Annotated in this window: 24 protein-coding genes and 3 pseudogenes; 14 read left to right on the forward strand and 13 right to left on the reverse strand. The window is 42.3% G+C overall.

Annotation, left to right across the window (positions count from 1 at the left end):
* Window positions 1–31: 31 nt before the first annotated feature.
* The 8 genes from WFH18_RS03650 to tviB form a co-directional block, all read right to left on the reverse strand.
* Window positions 32–1171 carry a glycosyltransferase family 4 protein gene (locus tag WFH18_RS03650; protein ID WP_336754608.1) on the reverse strand — a complete coding sequence of 380 codons (1140 nt, stop codon included), beginning with the start codon at window positions 1169–1171 and terminating at the stop codon, window positions 32–34.
* A complete protein-coding gene (locus WFH18_RS03655; RefSeq protein WP_336754609.1) occupies window positions 1168–2262 on the reverse strand; it encodes a glycosyltransferase in 1095 nt (364 codons plus the stop codon). The genes WFH18_RS03650 and WFH18_RS03655 overlap by 4 nt, the downstream gene beginning before the upstream one ends.
* On the reverse strand, window positions 2259–3377 hold the full coding sequence (locus WFH18_RS03660; RefSeq protein ID WP_253173258.1) for a glycosyltransferase: 1119 nt from the start codon (window positions 3375–3377) through the stop codon (window positions 2259–2261). Before WFH18_RS03660 ends, WFH18_RS03655 begins: the two co-directional genes overlap by 4 nt.
* A 33-nt stretch (window positions 3378–3410) precedes the next feature.
* Entirely contained in the window at window positions 3411–3959 is a 549-nt protein-coding gene (locus WFH18_RS03665; RefSeq protein ID WP_058952439.1) for an acyltransferase, read from the reverse strand.
* A 94-nt stretch (window positions 3960–4053) separates the two neighbouring features.
* Window positions 4054–4623 (reverse strand): acyltransferase, encoded by a 570-nt coding sequence (locus WFH18_RS03670; RefSeq protein ID WP_227554990.1) that lies wholly within the window; start codon window positions 4621–4623, stop codon window positions 4054–4056.
* A gap of 13 nt (window positions 4624–4636) precedes the next feature.
* Window positions 4637–5818: a lipopolysaccharide biosynthesis protein gene (locus WFH18_RS03675; protein ID WP_336754610.1), complete on the reverse strand. Its 1182-nt coding sequence runs from the start codon at window positions 5816–5818 to the stop codon at window positions 4637–4639.
* A 10-nt stretch (window positions 5819–5828) separates the two neighbouring features.
* On the reverse strand, window positions 5829–6851 hold the full coding sequence (locus WFH18_RS03680; RefSeq protein ID WP_004647657.1) for an NAD-dependent epimerase/dehydratase family protein: 1023 nt from the start codon (window positions 6849–6851) through the stop codon (window positions 5829–5831).
* A 13-nt stretch (window positions 6852–6864) separates the two neighbouring features.
* The gene (gene tviB, locus WFH18_RS03685; RefSeq protein ID WP_253173256.1) at window positions 6865–8142 is read right to left on the reverse strand and encodes a Vi polysaccharide biosynthesis UDP-N-acetylglucosamine C-6 dehydrogenase TviB; all 1278 of its coding nucleotides are present in this window, start codon (window positions 8140–8142) and stop codon (window positions 6865–6867) included.
* Window positions 8143–8342: 200 nt separating this feature from the next.
* On the opposite strand from tviB, the pseudogene WFH18_RS03690 reads away from it, so the two are divergent.
* The 14 genes and pseudogenes from WFH18_RS03690 (at window position 8343) to ahr (ending at window position 21395) form a co-directional block, all read left to right on the forward strand.
* Window positions 8343–9569, forward strand: a pseudogene (locus WFH18_RS03690) (IS3 family transposase).
* Window positions 9570–9866: 297 nt separating this feature from the next.
* Window positions 9867–10946 carry a polysaccharide biosynthesis/export family protein gene (locus WFH18_RS03695; RefSeq protein ID WP_336754619.1) on the forward strand — a complete coding sequence of 360 codons (1080 nt, stop codon included), beginning with the start codon at window positions 9867–9869 and terminating at the stop codon, window positions 10944–10946.
* Between the two features lie 3 nt (window positions 10947–10949).
* On the forward strand, window positions 10950–11378 hold the full coding sequence (locus tag WFH18_RS03700; RefSeq protein ID WP_180040393.1) for a low molecular weight protein-tyrosine-phosphatase: 429 nt from the start codon (window positions 10950–10952) through the stop codon (window positions 11376–11378).
* A gap of 20 nt (window positions 11379–11398) precedes the next feature.
* Complete coding sequence (locus tag WFH18_RS03705; RefSeq protein ID WP_336754611.1) at window positions 11399–13597, forward strand: polysaccharide biosynthesis tyrosine autokinase; 2199 nt, start codon at window positions 11399–11401, stop codon at window positions 13595–13597.
* A gap of 51 nt (window positions 13598–13648) precedes the next feature.
* A pseudogene (locus WFH18_RS03710) lies at window positions 13649–14667 on the forward strand (capsule assembly Wzi family protein); the annotation flags it as partial.
* Between the two features lie 232 nt (window positions 14668–14899).
* Entirely contained in the window at window positions 14900–15604 is a 705-nt protein-coding gene (locus WFH18_RS03715; RefSeq protein ID WP_004647668.1) for an FKBP-type peptidyl-prolyl cis-trans isomerase, read from the forward strand.
* A gap of 48 nt (window positions 15605–15652) precedes the next feature.
* Entirely contained in the window at window positions 15653–16342 is a 690-nt protein-coding gene (locus WFH18_RS03720) for an FKBP-type peptidyl-prolyl cis-trans isomerase (RefSeq protein ID WP_004647669.1), read from the forward strand.
* Between the two features lie 163 nt (window positions 16343–16505).
* Window positions 16506–17240, forward strand: a complete 735-nt coding sequence (locus WFH18_RS03725) for a dienelactone hydrolase family protein (RefSeq protein WP_336754612.1) — start codon at window positions 16506–16508, stop codon at window positions 17238–17240.
* A 94-nt stretch (window positions 17241–17334) separates the two neighbouring features.
* On the forward strand, window positions 17335–17694 hold the full coding sequence (locus WFH18_RS03730; protein WP_026055739.1) for an HIT family protein: 360 nt from the start codon (window positions 17335–17337) through the stop codon (window positions 17692–17694).
* A gap of 160 nt (window positions 17695–17854) precedes the next feature.
* Window positions 17855–18883, forward strand: coding sequence for an A/G-specific adenine glycosylase (gene mutY / locus WFH18_RS03735; protein WP_336754613.1), 1029 nt, complete (start codon window positions 17855–17857; stop codon window positions 18881–18883).
* A gap of 60 nt (window positions 18884–18943) precedes the next feature.
* Window positions 18944–19495 carry a M23 family metallopeptidase gene (locus WFH18_RS03740; RefSeq protein WP_442892448.1) on the forward strand — a complete coding sequence of 184 codons (552 nt, stop codon included), beginning with the start codon at window positions 18944–18946 and terminating at the stop codon, window positions 19493–19495.
* A gap of 15 nt (window positions 19496–19510) precedes the next feature.
* Complete coding sequence (locus tag WFH18_RS03745; protein ID WP_004647674.1) at window positions 19511–19756, forward strand: hypothetical protein; 246 nt, start codon at window positions 19511–19513, stop codon at window positions 19754–19756.
* 24 nt (window positions 19757–19780) lie between these two features.
* Window positions 19781–20377 carry a DNA-3-methyladenine glycosylase I gene (locus tag WFH18_RS03750; RefSeq protein WP_336754615.1) on the forward strand — a complete coding sequence of 199 codons (597 nt, stop codon included), beginning with the start codon at window positions 19781–19783 and terminating at the stop codon, window positions 20375–20377.
* Window positions 20367–21395 carry an NADPH-dependent aldehyde reductase Ahr gene (ahr, locus tag WFH18_RS03755; RefSeq protein WP_336754616.1) on the forward strand — a complete coding sequence of 343 codons (1029 nt, stop codon included), beginning with the start codon at window positions 20367–20369 and terminating at the stop codon, window positions 21393–21395. Before WFH18_RS03750 ends, ahr begins: the two co-directional genes overlap by 11 nt.
* A gap of 50 nt (window positions 21396–21445) precedes the next feature.
* Here ahr and WFH18_RS03760 read toward each other — a convergent pair whose 3' ends face one another.
* The 5 genes and pseudogenes from WFH18_RS03760 to WFH18_RS03780 all read right to left on the reverse strand — a co-directional run.
* Window positions 21446–22090, reverse strand: a complete 645-nt coding sequence (locus tag WFH18_RS03760) for an START domain-containing protein (protein ID WP_336754617.1) — start codon at window positions 22088–22090, stop codon at window positions 21446–21448.
* A 56-nt stretch (window positions 22091–22146) separates the two neighbouring features.
* Entirely contained in the window at window positions 22147–22968 is an 822-nt protein-coding gene (gene dapB, locus WFH18_RS03765) for a 4-hydroxy-tetrahydrodipicolinate reductase (RefSeq protein WP_336754618.1), read from the reverse strand.
* Window positions 22969–23318: 350 nt separating this feature from the next.
* Entirely contained in the window at window positions 23319–23516 is a 198-nt protein-coding gene (locus tag WFH18_RS03770; RefSeq protein WP_004728908.1) for a hypothetical protein, read from the reverse strand.
* Between the two features lie 70 nt (window positions 23517–23586).
* Window positions 23587–23793, reverse strand: coding sequence for a hypothetical protein (locus tag WFH18_RS03775; RefSeq protein ID WP_336754620.1), 207 nt, complete (start codon window positions 23791–23793; stop codon window positions 23587–23589).
* 36 nt (window positions 23794–23829) lie between these two features.
* Window positions 23830–23940: pseudogene (locus WFH18_RS03780) on the reverse strand (IS1 family transposase); the annotation flags it as partial.

Here is a 23940-nt window from a genome sequence, read left to right on the forward strand (position 1 = left end):
TGGATCGCCTCTTAAATTGGGTGAATCGCCTTTAATGGATATCCATTTCAGCCATCATGTGCTTATTCACTTGATGCACATCATATTTATTCAGCGCAATTTTTCGCGAACGCTGCCCCATATACTCAATCAGTTCTGGATCTTCAATAAAGTATTGCATGCATTGCACCAAATCATCTACAGACTTCACTCCAACCAAATAACCATTCACACCGTGCGATACCGTTTCACGACAACCTGGTGCATCGGTGGTAATAATCGCCCGTCCCATAGCCATCGCCTCTAATACCGTACGTGGCGTGCCTTCACGATAGGATGGCAGCACATAAACCGAACTGGCAGCAATTGCAGGACGCACATCACTCAGTTTACCCCAATATTTGAGGCGACCATCGGCAATCCATTCATCGAGTTCGGCTTTAGAAATAGCTGATGGATTATCATCAATCCAACCGACCAAATGAAATTCCGCCTTAGGAAACTGTGCTTTGATAATACGTGCCGATTCAGCATATTCACGCGCACCTTTATCACCCAAAAGGCGTGCAATAAGTAAAAATGAGGCTTTGACCTGCCCTTGTTCACTTTTTGGTAAAGGCATGACATCAAAGGCTTGCACATTCACACCTGAGCCATTCACCACCACAGTTGGTTTATTGGCATCAAGCAAATGCATGTCTTGGAATAACTTTAAATCATCTGGGTTTTGGAAAAAGACTTTGTCGCTACGTTTGAGCGCTTGAGCATATAAGCCATGCACCAGCTTTTGAAAAAAACTACGCTTGCCAGATTCCACATTTTGAAAGGCATAGCCCAAACCTGTAATTAAGGCAAAACGATGCGGTACTTTCGCAAGCCAAGCCGCTAAGGTACCGTAAATGACCGGTTTAATGGTATAGGACAGCAAGTAGTCAGGCTGAATTTGACGAATTTGCCGATAGATATGTTTTAACAGTTTTAAATCAGCCAGTGGATTGGTGCCGGTACGCTGCATGGGAATCTCATGCAGATGATAGCCCAGGGCTTGCAGTTTTTGCTGTTCTTCGGGGAATGATGCAAATTCAGGCGCCATGATGTGAATTTCATAACCTTGCACAGAAATCGCTTCTAATAACTTGCCACGAAAATTGAGTACAGATGGCAAAAAACTGCTGATCATTAAAAACTTCATGCCTGTTGGCTCCACACCTGCATATATTGATGACCGACAGTTTCAATACTGAAGTTCTGCTCTATCCGTTCACGCGTCGCCTGTTTTAAGCTTTGTTTTTCTGCTTCTGATTTTTGTGTATAGGCTAAAATGGCATCCGCCAAAGCTTGCGCATTACGTGGTGGAACGATACTTCCTAAATCCTGCACAATATATTTGGCATCGCCCACATCGGTGCTGATACATGGCAAACCTGATGCCATTGCTTCGACCAATACATTCGGAAAACCTTCGGTAATCGAAGTCATGAGGAATGCATCAATGGATTGATAAAAGGCAGGCATGTCCGAGATTTGGTCAAGCAAATGTACCTTTTGAGCATCTAGTTGATACTGCTCAAATAAAGCTTTCACTTCCACGTTATCTAAGCTTGCACCGCCACCTGCGACTTTAAAGATGATGTTTTTATCTCTCAGCAAGCCCATGGTTTCAAATAAGTATGGATAGCCTTTGGCTATGTGATAGCGCCCTGCAAAACCAATCACGGTTGGTTCATGCAATTGAGGATTGGGCTGAAATTGATCTAAAAACACGCCATTGGCAATCACTTGGATATTTGGGTTTTGAAAGCCAAAGGCCTGATGCTGCTGCATAGACGAATGCGCACAATAAATAATGGCACTGGCTTGTTGGGACAGTATTTTGCTTAAGCCCAAGGCAATCTTGGTACTGATCGATTCATCTTTGGGAGAAGCAAGCGAATGATGAATACCCCACACAACTTTGGGTTTTCTCGCTAAACCAATGACACTGAGACTGGTCAACGCATTGGCATGGTACATCCAGCATTGCACCGTTGCAGGCTGTAGTTTTTTAAGCAATGTACGCAGTTTGCTTACCGTACCCAATGTGTTTATGCCATTCCAATCCAGTGCATAATGCGCCTGACAACGATCTAAAGTACTTTGATACACCTCTGATGTTTTCATTAAAGCAATGATCACATGTTCGTATTGGTGTTCAGTGTATTGAATCAAACGTGCCAGCATCATCTCTGCCCCCCCCACGCCCGCAAAGTTGGTAATCACATGTACCATTAACGGTTTGCTCATGCTGCAGACTCCATCATACGCAAATACTGCTTAAGTACGGTTTGCTTATGAAACTGCTGAATATGCGCTTCAAAATCAGCTTCTTGATATTGCACATAATCTGCAAAAATTGCCTGTTGCATGGCTTGCATCAAGCCAACTTGATCATTGCATTCGATTAATAAGCCAAATTTTGCATGGTCTAAAATTTCCATTGGTCCACTTGGGCAATCGGTACTGACCACCTTCACTTTAGAAGCCAGTGCCTGAATCAGTACCCCAGGTAAACCTTCCCAATTTGAACTTAAAACAAATAGCGATGCATATTTAAAATAAGCGTATGGATTAGCATCAAAGCCCGGTAAATCCACCACGTCTTTTAAACCCAAGTCCGCCACTAGCTCCTCAAACTCTGCACGCAGTTCACCCTCACCTAAAATCAATAATCGGGTTTCAGGATGCTGATCATGCAAGGCTTTAAAGGAGCGGATCAGAAAACCAAAGTTCTTTGCTTCAGTGAGACGCCCCACTGCCAAAATCACTTTATGGTCATTATTAAAAAAGCGATGTGTGACTGGCGCTTTGAGTTTTCCAAAATAGGCATCGTCCAATACAGGGTTATAAATGGTACTCAAATTATTATTTTTATAGCCATAATATTCACGAAAATCAGCTTCTACCCCTTTAGAAACACAGACCACTTGCTGTGCCATGGGGTAGGTCCAATTCACCAAAGTTTTCAGCACAAATTTAGCAATGCCTTGCAACTTTATATTTTTTGACGGCGTAGATACTTCACGGAAGATCAAACGTGTTGCAACACCTGAGAGTTTTTTCGCAATCCCTGCCACAATATGGGTATGGGTTTGCGTGGCCACTAAGCAATCATATTGCTCAGCTTTCATTTTTATTTTTAAAGGCGTGATGCTATTCATCACCCGACCGCAATTAAAATTGACCAATTCAATTTTAGAACTCACTTCGGGTAACAGCTTGGCTTTATCGCCATTCAGGTCACATACGCCTAAATGAATTTTAAGTCCTTGTTCAGCAAAACTGTTCGCCAGTTGAATGACCGTACGTTCTGCACCGCCACCGCCCAAGCTTGGCAAAAAGAACATGACTTTATTCAACATATGCAGACCTAAACTTTATGAAATGGGAGAATATTAAAGATGGTTTTTTGAGGCTTGAATCGACATGGCACGTTCCACACGGGCACGGTAATCGGTGATGCCAACCAAGTCGCTATCACTGGCACAGATGCTTTGAATTTTGGCTTGATAATCAGCAAAGCTCGACACCACTTTGGCAGGTACACCAATCACCACGCTATGGTCAGGAATATCTTTGGTCACCACCGAACCTGCACCAATCACGACATTTGAGCCAATGCTCACGCCCGGCATAATAATGCTATTCACACCAATAAAGACATGCGAACCCACTTGAATCGGGGCAAAGCGTTGATAGCGTTTCCCTTGCTCATCTTTGACTAAACAGGTACTGCCATCATGGGTAATAAATTTCACGCCTGAAGTCACCGTGACATGATCACCAATTGAGACTAAAAACGGTTCTGAGCCCCAATTTTTAATATAAATTCGGCAGTTTTCACCAATTTTCACCCCCTTTTTACGTGCATATGCCACACTGCCCTTTGCCATAAAATAAGCAAGATCAAACAGCTGTCGAAAAGCAGAAACCATAAATGCCATACGCATGACCTATGTCAGGATCAGAAAATCAAAAGGGAGAAAATTAAGCTGAATATTTTACGCTGAAAATATGTTTTACGATATGCATAGCACTTTACACAGATTTGATTTTTTTGGCTGGAATACCGACATACACCCCTGATTCAGGCAAAGGTTTAGACACCAAACTACAAGCACCAATCACGCTATCATCGGCAATAGTTACACCATCAAGTACCGTAACTCGTGCACCAAGCCAAATATTTTTCCCTAAACTCACGCCCTGCTTGGTAATCGCATCTTTCACCAACAGATCAGGCTCACCAAATTTATGATTGCTCGCAATAATAATGCTTTGCGTGCCAATACGGGTGTTATCACCAATGGTCACACCTCCACAACCATTGATATACGACTTGGAATTAATGCTGACATCTTTACCAATTGAAACCTTACCACCGAAGCATTTGATATAGCAGTTTTCACCAATAAAACTGTTGTCGGCAATCTCAAGCACCGCACCATTTTCAACAATTAAGCTGACATGATCACCAATATAGACATTGTTGCCAATCTGCATTTTTCCACGAATATCGACGGTACAACCTTTGCCGAAATAGCGAAACTTAGTGCCAAAGGCCATGTTGTACATCACTTTACGGCACTGTGAAGCAAACCAATTCATGTATTTTAAGACTTTAAAAAACATCAGTTTTTTTTCTCCACACTACATATAAAATGGCAAAGTTATAGAAAATTAATGCCACAGGCACCGCAAGTAACATATACACTTTATCAGCAAAGACAGCATAGAAGCCTGCAAATAAAGCGAACTTAATGATGAGTTCTACGATTTGCAACTTAAATAACACTTGGCTGTTGCGCTTAGCAATCAGAAAAGCCGAGCTTGGTGGATTACAGAAAATCGCCCAATAGCCCAAAGCTAAAATTTGGAAATAGCTCGAAATACCCACCCATTCACTGCCAAAAACCCATAAATATAAAGATTCAGGCAGAATGAAGAAAATGGCAAATAAAGGTAGTGAAACCAGACTAAGCAGTACACTCGCCTTTAAGACATTTTGATTGGATTCGGTGTTTTTAAATTTGCGAATAAAGAACTGACGCAAGGTTTGCGAAATCAGATTGATCGGTACACGCAAAGTCCGTTCGACAATGGCATAGAAACCCATCGCCTGTACACCGACAAAATGCGACACAACATAGTAGGGCAAGTTATGCGAAAAACTATTCAGCAACGCATGTGGTGTATTGGCATAAATAAAATCTTTGTAATGTTTAAATACCTGCCAACTCACTTGATACAATTGATGTTTCAGTAAATAGATCAGCACCGCCACAATCATGATAATGGAGCTGACGTTGTAGCTATTGACCAAACTAATTTGCATCACTAGTGGTAAAGAGAGTTGAACCGCCACGACGATTGCACTTCTAAAAATATTTAAGCCTGCGCAGAAATATTCTTGATGTGCTGAAAAGTGATAATTATACAGACTTTGAATCAGCGTATTTGCAAGTATGCCTGTCGCCACTGCACCTGCCATTTCAATATTTAAAATAAAGCTGATAACGATGCCACTAACAACAGCAATAACAGTTGAGAACACCGACCCTTCAAAAATCAGGCTTTTTTTATCCTGTTCCTCAGCGACCAATAAAGCTTGATCTAGGCGTAAATTGGCAATAGTAGATAAAACACTGACAAGCGCCAAGGCAATGCCATACGCACCAAAGTCCGCAACAGAATACAGGCGTGTTAAAACAGGAAGTGCGATAAATGTCATTATCGCACCTGCCAGTAAACTTAATGTGATCAGCCCAATCGACTGATACTTTGCGAAGAGTTTCGCAATCATCTGTTTAAGATCATTCTAAGTTGTTCACATACCAACGCATCGCCAGTTGAATGCCTTCGGCAATTTCAAACTTAGGTGCATAACCTAAGTGTTGCTGAATTTTAGCAATACTGGCTTGTGAATGACGCACATCCCCTGCACGGAAATCACGGTACACAGGATCACGCTCAAACTGCACATCATTTTCCGCAAGCGCAGATTGAATGGCACGATATAAGTCATTCAATGTGGTACGGTCACCGACTGCGACGTTATAGACCTGATTTTTAGCCTCGTCCGATGCCGTTGCCGCCAAAATATTGGCTTGCACGGTATTATCGATAAAGCAAAAATCACGACTGGTTTCACCATCACCATTGATGAAAACATCTTCGCCAGCAATCATGGAAGCCGTCCATTTTGGAATCACCGCTGCATAAGCACCATTTGGATCTTGGCGTTTGCCAAAGACATTAAAGTAACGCAGACCAATCGCCTTAAAACCGTAGCTACGTGCAAACACATCGGCATATAACTCATTGACATACTTAGTCACAGCATAGGGAGACAATGGATTGCCAATATTCTCTTCGATTTTTGGCAATGCAGGATGATCACCATAGGTCGAACTGCTGGCCGCATAGGTAAAGCTGGCAACACCTGCATCACGTGCCGCAGTCAGCATATTTAAAAAACCGCTGATATTGGTGTCATTGGTGGTGATGGGGTCGGCAATCGAGCGCGGTACTGAACCGAGTGCGGCTTGATGCAGTAAATAATCCACACCTGTACAGGCTTTTTGGCAATCTGCAAACTGACGAATATCACCTTCAATAAAGCGGAATTTCGACCATTGTTCAGCAGACACCAAGCTTTTTACTTCATCTAGGTTATGCTGATGACCAGTAGCGAAGTTATCTAAACCCACCACAGTTTGATCAAGCTTCAGTAAAGTTTCTAGAAGATTGGATCCGATAAAACCAGCAACACCTGTCACGAGCCAGGTTTTCGGCTGAGCTTGCAGTTGCTCACATACCTGTTGATATTGATGCATGGGGTATGTCCTATTATAAACGAAGGTCAGATTCAGACCGACTCAATACATATTTCAAGTCATATAATACGTGATTGGCTTTACCCAGTGCACGGATAGCTTCTGCACCCATCTCTTTAAATTGCTCATGTGCAACCGCCAAAATCACAGCATCGTATTGACCATTTTCCAGTGCCTCGACAGGGGTAATCCCATATTCATGCTCCGCATCTGATACATTCACCCATGGGTCATAGACATCAGCTTGAATATGATAATCCTGAAGCTCATGAACAATATCAATGATTTTGGTATTACGAATATCCGGGCAGTTTTCTTTAAAACTTAAACCAAGGACTAAAACTTTAGCACCTTCAACCTGAATCTTTTTCTTGATCATGGCTTTAACAAGCTGAGTCATCACATAAGCCCCCATACCATCATTAAGACGACGACCCGCCAAAATAATTTCAGGATGATAACCAATCGACTGCGCTTTATGGGTTAGGTAGTATGGATCGACGCCAATACAGTGTCCCCCCACAAGACCAGGACGGAATGGCAAGAAGTTCCATTTCGTCCCTGCCGCTTGAAGTACTGCTTCGGTGTCGATCTCCATTTTATTAAAGATCACAGCCAGTTCATTGATCAGGGCAATGTTAACGTCACGCTGGGTGTTTTCAATCACTTTTGCCGCTTCAGCGACTTTAATGGTTGGTGCCTTATGTGTGCCTGCTTCAATGATCAAGTTATAGACTTCATCGACAAAATCAGCAACTTCTGGAGTGGAGCCTGAAGTAATTTTAAGAATATTGGTCACACGGTGAAGTTTATCACCTGGGTTAATCCGCTCAGGGCTATAACCTGCAAAGAAGTCTTGGTTAAATGTCAAACCTGACACCTGCTCAAGCACAGGGATACAGACTTCTTCTGTTGCACCTGGGTAAACAGTTGATTCGTAAACTACGATATCACCTTTTTTCAATACATTACCAATACTTTGAGATGCTTTTACTAGTGGCATTAAATCAGGTTGTTTAAATTTATCAATTGGTGTTGGCACAGTCACAATGAAGAAATTACAATCTTTTAAATCTTCTAAATTTGAGCTGTAATCCAGCTGTGTCGATAGAGCGAGTTCTTCAAGAGAGACTTCCAATGTATGGTCTTTACCAGATTTGAGTTCATCAATACGTTTTTGATAAATATCAAAGCCCACAACCGGAACTTTTTTACCAAATTCAACAGCTAGCGGTAGACCGACATAGCCTAATCCAATAATGGCAACTTTCACTTCCGAGAGCTTTAGCATCAATCTAAACCTTAAATTTTGATGAATCTAACAATATAAACTAAAGTGATAAATGGAATCACTTTACTGAGTATTTTATTATACTTTTATTTAAGAAAGTGAATAACCACCAAAATTCTGAACACACATACCGTCTTTTTGGACTGCTCCCAGTATCCTAGACAAATTTCGTCTATTCTTTTTGCATAGGAGAGAACCTGATGAGTGGGCAAAGATATACCCCAGAATTTAAAGATGAAGCTGTTAAATGGATTACTGAACATGGATATTCTGTCACTAATGTAGCAGAGCGTTTAGGTGTATCACAGCACAGCATTTATAAATGGCTAAAGGCGGTACAGCCTTTACGTAACAACTCTGATGAACATGAACTACTCGAAGCAAAGAAAGAAATCCTACGTCTTAAAAGTCAGCTTAAACAGACTGAAGAGGAACGGGATATCTTAAAAAAGGCCGCAAGGTACTTTGCAAGCCTGCCCGAGTGAAGTATCAGTTTATCCTGGAATACAGCCATCAATTTAAGATTAAAACGATGTGTCGGGTCCTTAAGATCGCTCGTGCTGGTTACTATGCCTGGTTACATGGACTCGAATCAGGCAGGACTATTGAAGATAAGCGGTTATTACAGCTCATCCGTTCTTCTTATGAGGCCAGTTATGGCATCTATGGTTATCGTCGCATTACGCTGGATCTAAAAGAATTGGGTGAAAGCTGCGGGCCTAATCGTGTGCTGAAGATCATGAAGAACAATGGTATTGCCGCTGTTCGAGGATATAAGAAGCATAAAAGCTATGGTCGTGGTCGTCGTCATATTGTGCCACCCAATCACTTAAATCGAGAGTTTATTGTAAACACACCTGATACTTTACGAAACAGTGTTTCTCAGGTGACTGATATTACCTACATCCGTACTTGGCAAGGCTGGTTATATCTGGCTGTAGTTCTTGATTTATATTCAAGGAAAGTCATCGGTTGGTCAATGAAACCTACGCTTGCCAAGGATATTGTTTTGGATGCACTTCTTATGGAGGTATGGCGACGCAGAGCCAGTGATCCAGTGATCCAGTGATCCAGTGATCCAGTGATCCAGTGATCCAGTGATCCAGTGATCCAGTGATCCAGTGATCCAGTGATCATACACTCAGACTAAGGTTCACAATACAACAGTGGAGACTGGCAGAAATTCTGTCAGAAGCATAACTTGGTTCCAAGTATGAGCCGGAGGGGCAACTGTTGGGACAATGCTGTTGCTGAATCCTTTTTTAGCAGCTTGAAGAAGGGAAAGAATTAAAAAGCGAATCTATAAAACACGAGAAATGGCCCGTGCAGATGTGTTTGATTATATCGAGATGTTTTACAATCGAATCAGGCGTCATTTGCATCTCGACGGGATGAGTCCAGAAGCCTTTGAGGCAGCTTCAAAATGAGGCTGTCTCATGTCTAGGATACTGAGAGCAGTCCATGCTTATTTAAGTGATGTGCTGAAAAGGCTGCCGACGCATAAAGCGCCCCAAATAGAAGGATACTGCAACACCGCTGGAAACCCGATCAAAATTAAAAAATGGCTATGGGGTTCAGCGGATGCTTACTCCTTCACTACCTATTAGAATTAGCAACAAAGTCACAAATTGTTATATATTCACCTCATAAGTTGGGTAGAATAGCTTCAATCTAAAATGAATTTAACAAATTAACATGTAGGAAAACTTGTGCGACACTTTCAAATGGCTTTTTTATTGGTATGTGGCATCTCAACTACAGGCTGTGCTGTTACCTCTGGTTTACAAACCTATGACCTCCCTGCACAAGGTGCTTACCAAACAGATCAAGGGGCTCAACTCACCGTCGTTCAGCTAACCCAGAATAATTTACCTAGTCACTTGTTCAATCATATTCAGAATTCAAATTCTATTTATCATTTATTTAATAATAAGCAGCACATTTACCGTTTAGCTGCTGGTGATGTTCTCTCAATCCAACTTTGGGCCTACCCAGAAATCACCCCCCCTATTCAGGATATTTCAAATGTAAAAGCTGCAGGTTATCCCATAGACTCTAGTGGCAACATACAATTACCTTTAGTGGGACAGGTACGGGTAGCCGGGAAAACACTGGCTGAAACCAATCGTTTTTTACGCAGTCAATTTGCACGCTATTTGAAACACCCTGATGTGGTGGTTCGAGTATTGTCTTATGAAGGTCGTCGCTATTTTGTCAATGGACAAGTCATGCGTAGTGGCCAATATACGCTAAATGATCAGCCCATTAGCATCTATACAGCACTCGGACAGGCAGGTGGTATTAATACTGAAACAGGTGACAATACCAATATTCAATTGATCCGGGAGGGTCAAACTTTTGACCTCAATGTACTACAACTAGAGAAACAAGGCCTATCTTTACATAATTTACTGATTCAACCGAATGATACTATTTTTGTGAATACTAAACAGAATCAAAAGCTTTATGTTATGGGTGAGTCGAGTAAAAGCCAAGCGCTGGCTTTACGTGAACAAGGTATGACCCTAAGTGATGTTTTGGGTGAAAGTGAAGGAATTAATCCTTACTCCGCAAGTGCGGCTAAAATCTATGTAATGCGCACCGATTTAGCCACCAAGCAGTCCACTGTGTATCACTTGAATTTAAGCAGTTTTGGTAATTTGGGCTTAGCCAATCAATTCGAAATGAAAAAAAATGACATCGTTTATATTGATGCGACTGGATTAACGCGCTGGCAACGTATTGTTAACCAGATTATTCCGTTCTCTAGTGCACTCTATAGCTTTGACCAACTGGGTAAATAAAATATGCAAATTCGGAATATTTTAGTCGTCTGTGTGGGAAATATTTGTCGTAGTCCAATGGGTGAGTTTTTTCTCAAGAAAAGTCATCCTAACTTACATATTGAGTCTGCTGGTCTTTCTGCCATGGTAGGCCATAGTGCTGATGATAAGGCCATTGCAAGTATGGCAAGAAAATCAATTGATATGAGCTCACATGTCGCAAAACAAATTGATGCCAACTTAATCAAAACTGCAGATTTAATTTTAGTGATGAGTTCAAATCAACAAAAACATATAGAAAAGACTTGGCCATTTGCTAAAGGTAAAGTATTTCGTTTAGGACATTGGCAAGATCAGAATGTTCCTGATCCTTATAAGCTCGATCAAGCATTTTTTGAAGAAACATGTAATAACATCGAATCTTATGTTTCGGATTGGCAATCACATATTTAATTTTATCTAGTAGTTTATCCATGAATCAAAATTCAAGTACTAATGACGATACCATTGACTTAAAAGAATTATTTTTTTCGTTAATTGCACAATGGAAAGTGATCGCGCTTTGTATCATACTGAGCTTAACCTTCGCATTACTTTATTTACGTGTTACTCCCTCAATTTATTCTGCTGATGCAATGGTTCTAGTAGAGGATAATAAAGGCGCTGGAGCTGCTGCCCTCTTGGGTGGGTTGAGTGATGCTATTCCAGGGGAAATGGGGGGGAAATCTCCCGCAGATGCTGAGATTGAAATATTAAACTCACGCATGATTTTGGGACAAACGATTCAAAATTTGCACCTTGATATCCAAATTAAAGATAATAGTAATACTTTATTTAATCGTCTGATTAAAAACGACAAAGCTGAAGTTCTTTATAAAAAGGATATGGTGGTTTTCCAAAAAGAAAATCAAGCCTTCTTAATCAAAACATTAAAAATTCCAAATTACTATCTAGATAAAAAATTAGAGTTAAAATTCACGGATAACAACCAGTTTACTTTCTCTTATAAAGATGAAGTGATATTTAAAGGTCAATTGAATTCGAGCAATCAAGCCATAGACTCTAAGGGACTTTGGGAAGTTGTAATATTTAATAAGTCTCCGTTTAAAGAAACATTTACTATTACTAAACTTGCACTACCTACAGCAATGCAATTCTTAAAAAATGACTATGGTGTAGCAGAGAGAGGGAAAAACTCCGGTGTTATTGGTCTAAATTATAATGGCAATGATAAGGAACATATTACTCAAGTTCTGAATAATATTTTATCCGTCTATCAAATACAAAATATTCAACGCAAGTCTTTAGAATCTAAACAAACTTTAAATTTTTTAGACAAACAGCTGCCGGAACTTAAACAGCAACTTGAGGAATCAGAAATCAAGTTCAACCGTTTCCGTGAGCAATACAATACTATTGATGTAACTCAAGAAGCCGAGTTAATGTTAAAGCAAAATGTTGAACTGGAAAAGATGAAAATCCAATTACAACAACAGCAAGCGGAACTTTCTTCAAAATATACCCCTGATCACCCTCTAATGTCAGCCATTAATGCTCAACTTGCTGAAATTAGTCAGAAAACATCAGAAATGACACAGTCTATTAAGCGTTTACCAGAAACACAACGATTATATTTACAGCTATATCGAGATGTAAAAGTAAATACTGAGCTTTATACCGCATTATTAAATAGTTATCAGCAATTGAAAATTGCAGAGGCTGGTGAAATTGGTAATGTCAGAGTTATTGACCAAGCTGTTGAACCCGTTAAGCCAATTAAACCCAAGTCATTAATTACAATAATTTTATCAATTTTTGCTGGTGGTTTTATTGGAGTATTAATTGCACTATTACGAAATATGATGCGTTCAGGCATTAAAGACGCAGCGCAAATTGAAAATGAGCTTGATCTGCCAGTCTATGCCACTGTACCGCGCTCTGTTATTCAAGAAAGTCGTATTAAACTATTAAAGAAGAAAAAGAATATTCCTATTCTTGCGGTTAAAGATAGCAGTGATATCGCGATTGAAAGTCTCCGTAGCATGCGAACAGCAATTCATTTTGCCTTAATGAATGCGACCAATAATGTGATTGCCATCTCTGGCCCTGCACCTGAAATTGGCAAATCATTTATTACCACTAACCTTGCTACTATTTTAGCGCAAGGAGGAAAACGGGTTCTGGTCATTGATGGTGATCTGCGTCGGGGCTATTTGCATAAGTACTTTAACGCCGAGGTACAGCCAGGTTTAGCGGAATTATTAAATCACCAAAATAGCTATGAAGGGGTAGTACAAAATTCAACTGTAGATAACCTGTTTTTTGTGACACGAGGTAAGAGTCCGGTTAACCCGTCTGAACTATTAAGTACAGATCAATTCAAAATTTTCCTAGATCAGGCATCTGCTCATTTTGATCATGTACTGATTGATACGCCACCCGTCCTTGCAGTGACCGATGGTATTATTATTGCGCAATATGCGGGTGTAAATTTATTGATTGCCCGTCATGGTAAAACACAAATCAAAGAGCTGGAAATCACTGTGAATCGTTTTGAACAGGCCAATGTCAAAGTGAATGGCGTGATTCTGAATGATGTACAAAAAGGGGCGGCAGGTAGCTATGGTTATAATTATGCTTATGCTTATACCGCGAATAAAGACAATGACTAATTCATTATAAACTTAGATATCACACTCTGCTCGAGGCAGGGTGTGATAGTGCTCTCTGTTGAAGGGTCTTATCTCGCAGGTAAATTGTGGAGTCAATGGCTGATTGCTGGACAAATTCCAACCTATTGGGACCCGGCCATGATGGTAGCTTAATTCGAGGTGATACCAGTCGTCCTGTATATGGTGTGACCATGCAGCGTGCCGAACAGAATGCTTTTGCAAACAAATGGCTATCCTGGATTGGACCTTGGCAATATCAAGCCTTTGCCGGACAACTGGATGACTATGATGCTGTACCTGATGCTAAATTAATTGGCTTACGTGTTACTGCACAACCTTTACCCTATTTGGAGCTGGGTGCATCACGTGCTATTCAATGGGGAGGTGAAGGACGACCTGAAAGCCTGAGCTCACTTTGGGATGCTTTTGTCGGTAATAAAGACAATGGTGGCACAGATGAACCTAACCCATCCAATCAAGTCGCCGGTTTTGATGCACGCTTAAATCTACAACCATTGCTGCAAGTCCCAATGGAGATGTATGCACAATATATTGGTGAAGATGAAGCCGGTGGCTTACCAGCCAAAAAAATGTATTTGGCTGGGGTCGATTATTCTTCTAGCTATAATAATATGCCTTTCCAGCTATATACCGAATGGGCAGACACCCGCACCAATGGCAAGGTCCAAGGTATTTCTTATAATCACACCAATTATACCGATGGTTTTTACCAGCATGGTTACCCATTAGCACATGCGATGGGTGGTGATGGTCAAATGATTTCTGTGGGTGGTGATATACGTTTTGATCCTTTAAACCAACTTAATACACGCATCCTATTTGCAAAATTCGACCAAGCAGCTAATCGACCTGATAGAGGTATTATTAATCATGCTTTTCCAGCGCAGGATGAATTAAAAGCTGTTGATTTGAGCTGGACGCATTATTTACGCCCCGATATTCCACTAAAATTAAATGGCTGGATCAGCGATTCAGACCTACATGACAATGATATTGGTGCATCGATTGGAATTGAATTTCCTTTAGAAAAAAGCTTGTTTTCCTACTAAGCTCTTTGCAAAATATAATTTCGGTTGAGGCAGTCATTGATCCTAGACATTCTCCAACAATGATTAAGTTCTGAAAAATAAAAAACCAGCGATTGCTGGTTTTTTTATTTCTTTAAACTTCAACACAACTGCGATGTCCGCTTGCTAAAAAACCACCCATTCTGCAAGATTTCTCAAAATTTTCTGCTAAGATGGAATGAACCTCAACGATAACATTAGATTGGAATAATACATGAGTAAGGCCTTACCGATTGCTGTCGCTGTTCTTTTAGGCGGTGCCGCGCTAGTACCTGTTTACTATGCAACTCAAAACCCAGCTGCTCAAACCACAAAAGCATCTAAAGATGCCTCTGCTGTTTCTAAAATTAGCTATGCACTCGGTTATGAAGTCGCTCATCAAACTCCACCTGAGCTGGATATTAACAGCTTTGTGACAGGCGTTCGCGAAGGCCATGCCCGTACTGCTCCTGCTTATACTGAAGAAGAATTACAAGCAGCTTATGAGCAGTTCCAAAAAGAAATGCAGCAGAAGCAAGTGGATAGTGCCAAACAGGCTCAGGCATCAAGTGATACTTTCCTGACCGAAAATGCCAAAAAAGCTGGAATAAAAACCACAGCATCTGGTTTGCAATATTTAGTGACCAAAGAAGGTACGGGCAAGCAGCCTGCAGCAACTTCAAGTGTGAAAGTACATTACACAGGGAAATTAGTTGATGGTACCGTGTTTGACAGTTCGGTTGAACGTGGCGAGCCGATTGAGTTCCCACTCAATCAGGTCATTCCAGGCTGGACCGAAGGTCTGCAACTGATGAAAGAAGGCGGTAAAGCAACCCTGTATATCCCATCTAAACTCGGTTATGGTGAACAGGGCGTGCCAGGTACGATTCCTCCACACAGTACTTTGATTTTTGATGTGGAACTCATCGAAGTAAAATAATCCACGAAAAGGAGAGCAACGCGCTCTCCTTTATTTTGAGAATGAATCATGAAAATACAAATAAGTTTGATAGTTTTACTGCTGAGTTCTGGCAGTCTTTTTGCCAAAGAAGTCACCAATAAAAGCCCTGAGGCTGAACAGGTCGGCTACAGCTTTGGTTATCTGATGGGAAAAAGCAATGCCGATTCCTTACAAGGCATTGATCTGGATGCCTTCAGTGCCGGTTTAAAAGCGGCAGCCGCTGGGAAACAGGCGACTTTAAGTGAGGAAGACATGGCGCGAGTCTTGACCCAATTTAAGCGTCAGGCTGAAGCCAAGGAGCTGATTACCTTGAAAAAGCAGGCGGATGAAAATGCCAAAATTGGTCAGGCATTTCTGGCTGAAAATGCTAAAAAACCGGGGATCAAAACCACGAAATCAGGTTTGCAATATCAGATTCTTCAGGAAGGTAAAGGGAAATCGCCGAGCGCAAATAGTAATGTCCGGGTACATTATGAAGGCCGTTTGATCGATGGTACGGTTTTTGATAGCTCAATTGCCCGTAATCAGCCCGTAGTATTTCGTACCACACAGGTCATTACCGGCTGGACCGAAGGTTTACAGCTGATGAAAGAAGGTGCCAAATATCGTTTCTTCATTCCGGCCGAATTGGCCTATGGACAGATTGGTTCAGGGGATGTAGTTGAACCGAACAGTACTTTAATTTTTGATGTGGAATTACTGGAAATTATTAAATAATAAGTCCTATTTTTCCAGATCTAAAATCGGAGAGGTTCTATATTTGCCTCTCTTTTTTATGAGCTTAAGTATCCGTAAATCGCAGGTTTTCATGTCACATTCCGATCAGTTTTGCTATGTTATGTTTTAATCAAGCAATTCAACAACAATAGAGGATGTCAGCATGGCAGCAATCAAGACTCGCGAAATTTATTATACTGCGCAGGATGGCAGCCCATTAATTGGTTATTTTGCCGCCCCAGAAACAGATACCCCTGTTGCCGGTGTACTGGTCGCACCCGAATGGTGGGGTCGGAATGAATATACCGAACAGCGTGCCCGTGAACTTGCAGAACATGGCTATGCGGCCTTGGCCATGGACATGTATGGGGATAAAAAAGTCACGACCAATTCTGATCAGGCTCATCAGTGGATGATGCAAACTTTTGAAGATCCTGACACTATCGTCAACCGTGCAACAGCAGCCTTGAATGCTTTGGCAGCACAGGATGAAGTCAATGTTGAAAAGCTTGCAGCGATTGGTTTCTGTTACGGCGGCAAAGTCGTACTGGATCTGGCCCGTTCTAATGCACCGTTAAAAGCGGTGGCCACTTTCCATGCCATTCTGTCGCCAAAAGCACCTGCTCAGGAAGGTCAGGTACAGGCGGAAATCCTGGTGCTACATGGTGAACTGGACAGCATGGTGACTTTGGATGATGTGGCCAGTTTCCGTGAGGAAATGCATGCCGCCAAAGTCGAGCATGAAGTAATTGTTTTTGAAAATGCCAAACATGGCTTTAGCAACCCGCTTGCGGATGAACGGGCCAAAGCCAATGGTGTAGATCTTGGTTACGATGCAGAAGCGGAACGAAAAAGCTTGGCAGCAATGTATGCCTTGCTGGATCGTCATTTGGCATAAATAGAAACAACTATTTGGCTTGTTCACAGGCTAAATATTTCAGATACTTCATGAAGAAAAGAAAGATAAATCCTACCAGAGGAGAATGTGTATGATGGCTGAAACCAACTGCCCCTACTGCAATTTTGACGAATATGATGTCATTGCCAAAAATGATTATGGTGTGGTGTTGCCTGAACCGAATTCATTGTCCGAAGGTCACTGTGTGATTATTCCATTGCGGCATGTGGCCTCGTTTTTCGAAGTGACTGACAAAGAACGTAAAAGTTTGATGTCTCTACTGGAACAGGCACGCAATGAACTGCAATTACGCTACCAGCCTGCCGGTTTTCATGTCGGCTTTATTGATGGTGAAGTATTTCAGGAAAAGGTAGAACATCTGCATATTCATATTATTCCGCGTTATGCAGGCAAGACCTTGAAGCTGGATGAGCGCTGGGGAATTAACGATTAACCGGATTCTTTATCAAAAATAAATGCTCTACGGAGCGTTTATTTTTTTGAAATCACTCTTCTGCCCAAACAAATGAGCAGCCATTTTTATCCTACTTTTCACATTCCCACCCTGCTGATTCCGCTATACTAGCTGCTGCTTATTCGGTTGCTAGGTATTCATGTTCGTATTTTCAGATGCCCTGTTGGAATGGTTTGATGTGCATGGTCGTCATGACTTGCCCTGGCAGGTGACAGATGATCCGTATAAAGTCTGGGTCTCTGAAATCATGTTGCAGCAAACTCAGGTCAAAACTGTACTGCAATATTTCGAACGATTTATCCAGCGTTTTCCGACTGTTCAGGACTTAGGTCAAGCCTCATGGGATGAAGTGGCACCCTACTGGGCAGGTCTCGGCTATTATGCCCGCGCCCGCAATCTGCATAAAGCTGCCGGCATCGTGACAGCACAGCAGCAGTTCCCTCAAACCCTGGAAGCATGGATGGCCTTGCCCGGCATTGGGCGTTCTACCGCTGGTGCCCTGATGTCACTCGGTTTACGTCAATATGGCGTAATCATGGATGGTAATGTCAAACGGGTATTGTCACGTTTCTTTGCGATTGAGGATGATCTGTCCAAACCCGTCCATGAACGTGCTTTATGGCAACTGGCCGAAGAATTATGTCCGGTTGAACGTAATCATGACTATACCCAAGCGATTATGGATCTGGGCGCGACCGTTTGTACGCCGAAAAAGCCTTTGTGTCTGTATTGTCCAATGCAGCAGCATTGCAAGGCACATCAGCAAGGACTGGAAAATGAATTGCCTTTTAAAAAGGCCAAAAAACCGGTTCCGGTACGCTCTGCTCAGGTCTTGCTGATCCAGTCCGGTACAGACTGGCTCTGGCAGCAACGTCCCAATAGCGGTCTCTGGGGCGGTCTCTGGTGTCTGCCGATTATTGAAAATGCACATGAATTGGAACAGCAATGCCAGCAACTTGGCCTGAAAAATATCGTCAAAAAAACCCAGATTAGCCACAGTTTTACCCATTTTACCTGGCAGCTTGAAGCGATTGTTTTTACAGTAGATCAGGATCAGCAGGAACATCTGGCCATTGAACTGCAAGGCTGCTGGATGCGTCCAGAGACAGCCATTGATTGCGGTCTGCCAACAGCGATGAAAAAATTGATCTCTGCGGTAAATGTATGACATAGTCTGGACAAAGCAAAAAACCGATCAGCTCAGAATGAGCATTGCCAATATTTAAGGATGAATAGCGTGCGCCAATATCTTGCTTTGACATGGATTGCTTTCATCACTGTACTGCTGGCAGCCTGTAGCAGTACACCGAAAAAATCCCCTGCTGTACAACTGAACCCTATCCTGGTGAAGAAGCTCAACAGCCTGCAGATGCCTAATTCATTGCCAATCCCGGTGGCACGCGTACAGGCACGTGAATTAACAGATACCTGGGGCGCTTCGCGCAGTCGCGGACGTCTGCATGAAGGTATTGATATCATGGCTCCACGTGGAACCAAGGTTTTTAGCGCGACTGAGGGCCTGATTGCGGATTTACGTAATAACAATTTGGGTGGTAAAGTAGTCTGGATTTTGGGTCCAGGCGGCTCCTGGCATTATTATGCGCATCTGGATGGCCATAAACGTGGCTTAAAAGTAGGCGACCATGTCAAAAAAGGCCAGCTGATCGGTTATGTCGGCAATAGCGGTAATGCCCGGCATACTGCTCCTCATCTGCATTATGGAATCTATTTACAGGGCAAGGGCCGCGGTGTGGTCAACCCTTATCCCTATTTACGTTAATTTTAGGATATTTACATGTCAGAAGCGTTGATCAATCGTCTGGTGGAATTTGCTGAATCAGGCAATCAACAAAAAATTGTATTGAATGGTCAAACTTATCAGGGCTGGGTGATGGAAATTACCGAGGATGCGCTTCTGATCAGTACCGGTTATGCTGACAAGGCCGGTAAAGATATGTGGATTCAATTTAGCGATCTGGATCAGGCTGAATTGTCTTACTGGGATAACCAGCAAGATCAATGGACTGTGTTTAAATTATAAAAGCATAAAAACAAGGGGCATCACATGACTGTGCAACGCTGTGGCTGGTGTTCCAATGATCCGCTGTATATCACCTACCATGACCAAGAATGGGGACAGGCCCTGCTGGATGAAAATCGCCTGTTTGAAATGCTGTGTCTGGAAGGACAGCAGGCCGGTCTGGCCTGGATTACCGTTCTCAGAAAACGTGAAGCTTATCGTGAACATTTTTTTCAATATTCGATCGAATCTATCGCTTTACTTACAGATCAACAACTCCAAATAAAACTTGAAGATGCTAGCCTGATACGACATCGCGGCAAGCTCAATGCCATTCGAGAAAATGCCCAAGCATGGCTAAAGCTGCGACAGCAAGGGATTAATCTGGTGGATTGGCTCTGGTCTTTTGCCCAGCAACCGCGATTGAATAATGATGTTGTGGATTATAGGCAAGCACCCGCTCAAACTATTGAGAGCCAGAAGATGTCTAAAGCCCTTAAACAAGCCGGTTTTAAATTTGTCGGACCCACCATTTGCTATGCCTTTATGCAGGCCGTTGGTATGGTCGATGACCATGAAAATCATTGTGACTTTAAAACAATATCCTCGCATTTAAATAAGAGTCAAAATCATGTCGAATAATATTATTCAAGCTTATGCTGCCATGTCCGCAGGTGCGGAACTCGAACCTTATCAATTTGATGCCGGAGAACTGCAGCCGCATCAGGTCGAAGTCAAAGTAGAATACTGCGGCCTCTGTCATTCTGATATTTCGGTCATTAATAATGACTGGGGTTCGTCGGTTTATCCTGTGGTGGCTGGACACGAAATTATTGGCACCATTACCCATCTGGGTGCCGAAGCCAAAGGCCTGAAAGTTGGTCAACGGGTGGGTATCGGCTGGACAGCGGAAAGCTGCCAATATTGCGATCCTTGTATTTCGGGCCAGCAGGTGCTGTGTACTGGCGGTCAGGTGGCTACCATTGTCGGACATGCCGGTGGTTTTGCCGACAAAGTGCGCGCCGGCTGGCAATGGGTCATTCCCTTACCGGAAGATCTAGATCCTGAAAGTGCTGGCCCCCTGCTCTGTGGTGGGATTACCGTATTTGATCCGATCCTGAAACATCAGATTCAGGCCATTCACCATGTTGGCGTAATTGGTATTGGTGGTTTAGGGCATATGGCCATCAAGCTGCTGAAAGCCTGGGGCTGTGAGATTACCGCTTTCACCTCAAATCTCGATAAAAGTGATGAGCTGAAAGCCATGGGCGCTGACCATGTAGTGAATAGTCGTGATGTCGCTGCATTAAAAGCCCAGCGTGGCAAGTTTGATTTATTACTGAGTACTGTCAATGTCACCTTGAATTGGCAGGCTTATCTGGCAACTCTGGCACCGAACGGCACTGTACATATGCTGGGTTTACCACTTGAGCCGATGCAGATTCCGGCTGGCATGCTAATTGGCGGCGCCAAGTCAGTTACCGGTTCACCGACAGGTTCGCCGGCGGCTTTACGTCAGTTACTCCAATTTGCTGCACGTAAAAATATTGCGCCACAAATCGAAGTCTTCCCGATGTCACAACTGAACCAAGCGATTGAACATCTGCATTCTGGCAAAGCCCGTTACCGGATTGTACTTAAAGCAGATTTTGCAGCTTAAATTCAGTCTTTTTTCTCATCTGCTAGAAAGACCCAGCAATTGGGTCTTTTTTATTGCAGGGATTCAGGCAAGACCGCAATAGGTGAAAGCTTGGCCAGCTCGGTCTTCATTTTCTGCAACATCTGATAAGGTTGCTGTTGCACAAACATATTTACGAAGGTCAAAGGAATGGAACCTTCAGGATTGGCATAACCATAGGTAGAGACCTTGACCTTATTATTGGCCAGTTTCTGAAAAGTCCAGTCGCCCTGATAATCGGTTAAACGCACATAATCCGGGTTTAAAGGATAGGCACTTTGGATGGCTTTATTCTTGATGGTGATCTGGCCATTGGCTTCCTTGATCATCTTGCCCTGTACAATCAGGTCACGGTCTTTTAAGGGAAATGGAAAATCCAGCACCATATACAGAGTAAAGTCGCCTTTTTTATCATCGCGGGACAGAACCTTGATGCTACCCATATAGGGAACCCACTGTACTGCATGCTCGACATTCAGAATCAGGGACACGGCATTTTCAATTGGTGCAGTATAGGTGGTTTCAGCTTTATACAGAAAGACCGGGTTTTGCTCATTCTGATAGGTCCAGACCTTGATATTATTTTTATGAATACTGAGTTTAGGCGTCCCGACAGGCTTGGCCTGCGCAATGGCACCAAGCGCCACTGCACAGAGCAGGAAAATCATTTTTTGCATTTTTTATTCGTCTTATTTTAGTTTTATACTTTTTTATAAATGATTTTGACTCGGTTTTAAACCTGAATATCGTTAAAACCAAGCACGTCCTTCATATCATATTTACGCGCTTCACGGCCGACGACCCAAGCTGCAGCACGTACCGCACCAGAAGCAAAGTTCATGCGGTTAGTCGCTTTATGAGTAATTTCCACACGTTCCCCATCGGCAATAAACATTGCAGTATGTTCACCGACAATATCGCCACCGCGAATGGTCTGGAAGCCAATACTCTTACGCTCACGCGGACCAGTATGACCTTCACGGCAATACACTGCATCTTCTTTTAAGTCACGACCCAAAGTTTCCGCAATCGCCTCACCCCACATCAAAGCTGTACCCGATGGCGCATCTACTTTATGACGGTGATGTGCTTCAATCACTTCGATATCAACCGTATCACCAAAAACTTTAGAGGCCAGTTCAAGCAGTTTGATCGAGACGTTCACACCCACTGAATAGTTTGCTGCATAGACCACAGACGTTTCAGTAGCAGATTCATCCAGATAGGCTTTTTGCTCGTCATTCATACCTGTCGTACCAATCACGATGGCAACACCGGCTTCACGGCAGATTTTCAGATGATTGACGGTCGCTGCTGGCGCAGTGAAATCAATCACGACATCACAGTCTTTGACTACATCGGTAAGGCTACCCACGACCTTAACACCTGTTGCGCCAATTCCGGCAAGTTCGCCAGCATCTGCGCCTAATAGTGTACTTTCAGGGCGTTCTACCGCAGCCGCCAATTGATAACCTGCTTCATGCACAGCCTGAATAAGGATACGCCCCATACGACCGCCTGCACCCAAGATCCCAATGCGTGGTGTAGCTGACATAACATAGTCCTGATGTTGATCCAAAATTGCTCTTACTATAGCAAAACTGCGGAATAACACTAAGATGCATTGCATAAAAATCAATGAAAATACTCAAAGATCGAAATCACTGATATTGATAAGAGTTTCAATCCGGTCTTTGGAATTATGGGCTAGATCTCATCCAGGTCGTCGGATATGGATCAATAGCACGCATGAACCTAACCCTCTTCAAAAAGCAGCTTTCAAATCAGATGAAGAACATTCAAGCTTCGGGGGCAGATTAGGATCGTCTAGAGTTTTTATTGTCTTTCAATTCAGCTCAGCTTATCTCTCACTGAAGCGATGAACCTAGGTCACTTAGGAATGATCTATACGATTTTGAAAATTTTTCCACTTAAGGTACTTTGAAAGCACATTTCAAAACTGGGACGAATATCTTCACCATCTACAGTGATATGTTTTATATTGGAATGAGATTGTGTTTTAGAAAAATGATGATCGACTGTTGCTTGAATAGCCTGTTGAGCCCCAAACTGATCCTTTACACTGATACTTTGTTTAAGCATATCTATACCTTTAATAATAGTTAAAGTGGCAAAATATCCACTAAAAATTTGATGTTTGTTAATTTTATCTTTAAATAACTTTATGATTTAGCTTAAATAATTGATTTAGAGAAGTATAGAATGTACGACCATCTAAGTTTAAATCTACCTCAACTCCAGAGGAAAGAAGAACTCTTTTACCCACTTCAATTCTTTTTAAACCCTGACGTGTATTTTGCATTTTATTGAGAGGAATTAACGAAACAATAATTTCAGTACCATTTTTAGATTTTGCAATTAAATCATTGGTGGTGTTTCAAAAAGTATGCTGACCTTAAATGAAGCCATTATTGATGTAAAAAAAGGTTAAGTCGAAAGCTTTAAAATGGTTTTCAATCTTTTTTGAAAAATTACAACTCCTTCTAAAACCGCGCCTAATTCGATG

This window comes from Acinetobacter sp. USHLN143, from assembly GCF_037145695.1.
In the GTDB taxonomy this organism is placed as follows: Bacteria; Pseudomonadota; Gammaproteobacteria; order Pseudomonadales; family Moraxellaceae; genus Acinetobacter; species Acinetobacter fasciculus.

What these genes read in the sequence shown, in the direction of transcription:
- WFH18_RS03750 (WP_336754615.1), top strand. Translation starts at nt 19,781, where the DNA reads ATGACTGTGCAACGCTGTGGCTGGTGTTCCAATGATCCGCTGTATATC.
- WFH18_RS03650 (WP_336754608.1), bottom strand. Translation starts at nt 1,171, where the DNA reads ATGAAGTTTTTAATGATCAGCAGTTTTTTGCCATCTGTACTCAATTTT.
- WFH18_RS03745 (WP_004647674.1), top strand. Translation starts at nt 19,511, where the DNA reads ATGTCAGAAGCGTTGATCAATCGTCTGGTGGAATTTGCTGAATCAGGC.
- WFH18_RS03740 (WP_442892448.1), top strand. Translation starts at nt 18,944, where the DNA reads ATGAATAGCGTGCGCCAATATCTTGCTTTGACATGGATTGCTTTCATC.
- WFH18_RS03680 (WP_004647657.1), bottom strand. Translation starts at nt 6,851, where the DNA reads ATGCATCAATATCAACAGGTATGTGAGCAACTGCAAGCTCAGCCGAAA.
- WFH18_RS03730 (WP_026055739.1), top strand. Translation starts at nt 17,335, where the DNA reads ATGGCTGAAACCAACTGCCCCTACTGCAATTTTGACGAATATGATGTC.
- WFH18_RS03770 (WP_004728908.1), bottom strand. Translation starts at nt 23,516, where the DNA reads ATGCTTAAACAAAGTATCAGTGTAAAGGATCAGTTTGGGGCTCAACAG.
- WFH18_RS03720 (WP_004647669.1), top strand. Translation starts at nt 15,653, where the DNA reads ATGAAAATACAAATAAGTTTGATAGTTTTACTGCTGAGTTCTGGCAGT.
- WFH18_RS03760 (WP_336754617.1), bottom strand. Translation starts at nt 22,090, where the DNA reads ATGCAAAAAATGATTTTCCTGCTCTGTGCAGTGGCGCTTGGTGCCATT.
- mutY (WP_336754613.1), top strand. Translation starts at nt 17,855, where the DNA reads ATGTTCGTATTTTCAGATGCCCTGTTGGAATGGTTTGATGTGCATGGT.
- WFH18_RS03675 (WP_336754610.1), bottom strand. Translation starts at nt 5,818, where the DNA reads ATGATTGCGAAACTCTTCGCAAAGTATCAGTCGATTGGGCTGATCACA.
- ahr (WP_336754616.1), top strand. Translation starts at nt 20,367, where the DNA reads ATGTCGAATAATATTATTCAAGCTTATGCTGCCATGTCCGCAGGTGCG.
- WFH18_RS03700 (WP_180040393.1), top strand. Translation starts at nt 10,950, where the DNA reads ATGCAAATTCGGAATATTTTAGTCGTCTGTGTGGGAAATATTTGTCGT.
- dapB (WP_336754618.1), bottom strand. Translation starts at nt 22,968, where the DNA reads ATGTCAGCTACACCACGCATTGGGATCTTGGGTGCAGGCGGTCGTATG.
- WFH18_RS03655 (WP_336754609.1), bottom strand. Translation starts at nt 2,262, where the DNA reads ATGAGCAAACCGTTAATGGTACATGTGATTACCAACTTTGCGGGCGTG.
- WFH18_RS03670 (WP_227554990.1), bottom strand. Translation starts at nt 4,623, where the DNA reads ATGAATTGGTTTGCTTCACAGTGCCGTAAAGTGATGTACAACATGGCC.
- WFH18_RS03715 (WP_004647668.1), top strand. Translation starts at nt 14,900, where the DNA reads ATGAGTAAGGCCTTACCGATTGCTGTCGCTGTTCTTTTAGGCGGTGCC.
- WFH18_RS03660 (WP_253173258.1), bottom strand. Translation starts at nt 3,377, where the DNA reads ATGTTGAATAAAGTCATGTTCTTTTTGCCAAGCTTGGGCGGTGGCGGT.
- WFH18_RS03725 (WP_336754612.1), top strand. Translation starts at nt 16,506, where the DNA reads ATGGCAGCAATCAAGACTCGCGAAATTTATTATACTGCGCAGGATGGC.
- WFH18_RS03705 (WP_336754611.1), top strand. Translation starts at nt 11,399, where the DNA reads ATGAATCAAAATTCAAGTACTAATGACGATACCATTGACTTAAAAGAA.
- tviB (WP_253173256.1), bottom strand. Translation starts at nt 8,142, where the DNA reads ATGCTAAAGCTCTCGGAAGTGAAAGTTGCCATTATTGGATTAGGCTAT.
- WFH18_RS03665 (WP_058952439.1), bottom strand. Translation starts at nt 3,959, where the DNA reads ATGGCATTTATGGTTTCTGCTTTTCGACAGCTGTTTGATCTTGCTTAT.
- WFH18_RS03695 (WP_336754619.1), top strand. Translation starts at nt 9,867, where the DNA reads ATGGCTTTTTTATTGGTATGTGGCATCTCAACTACAGGCTGTGCTGTT.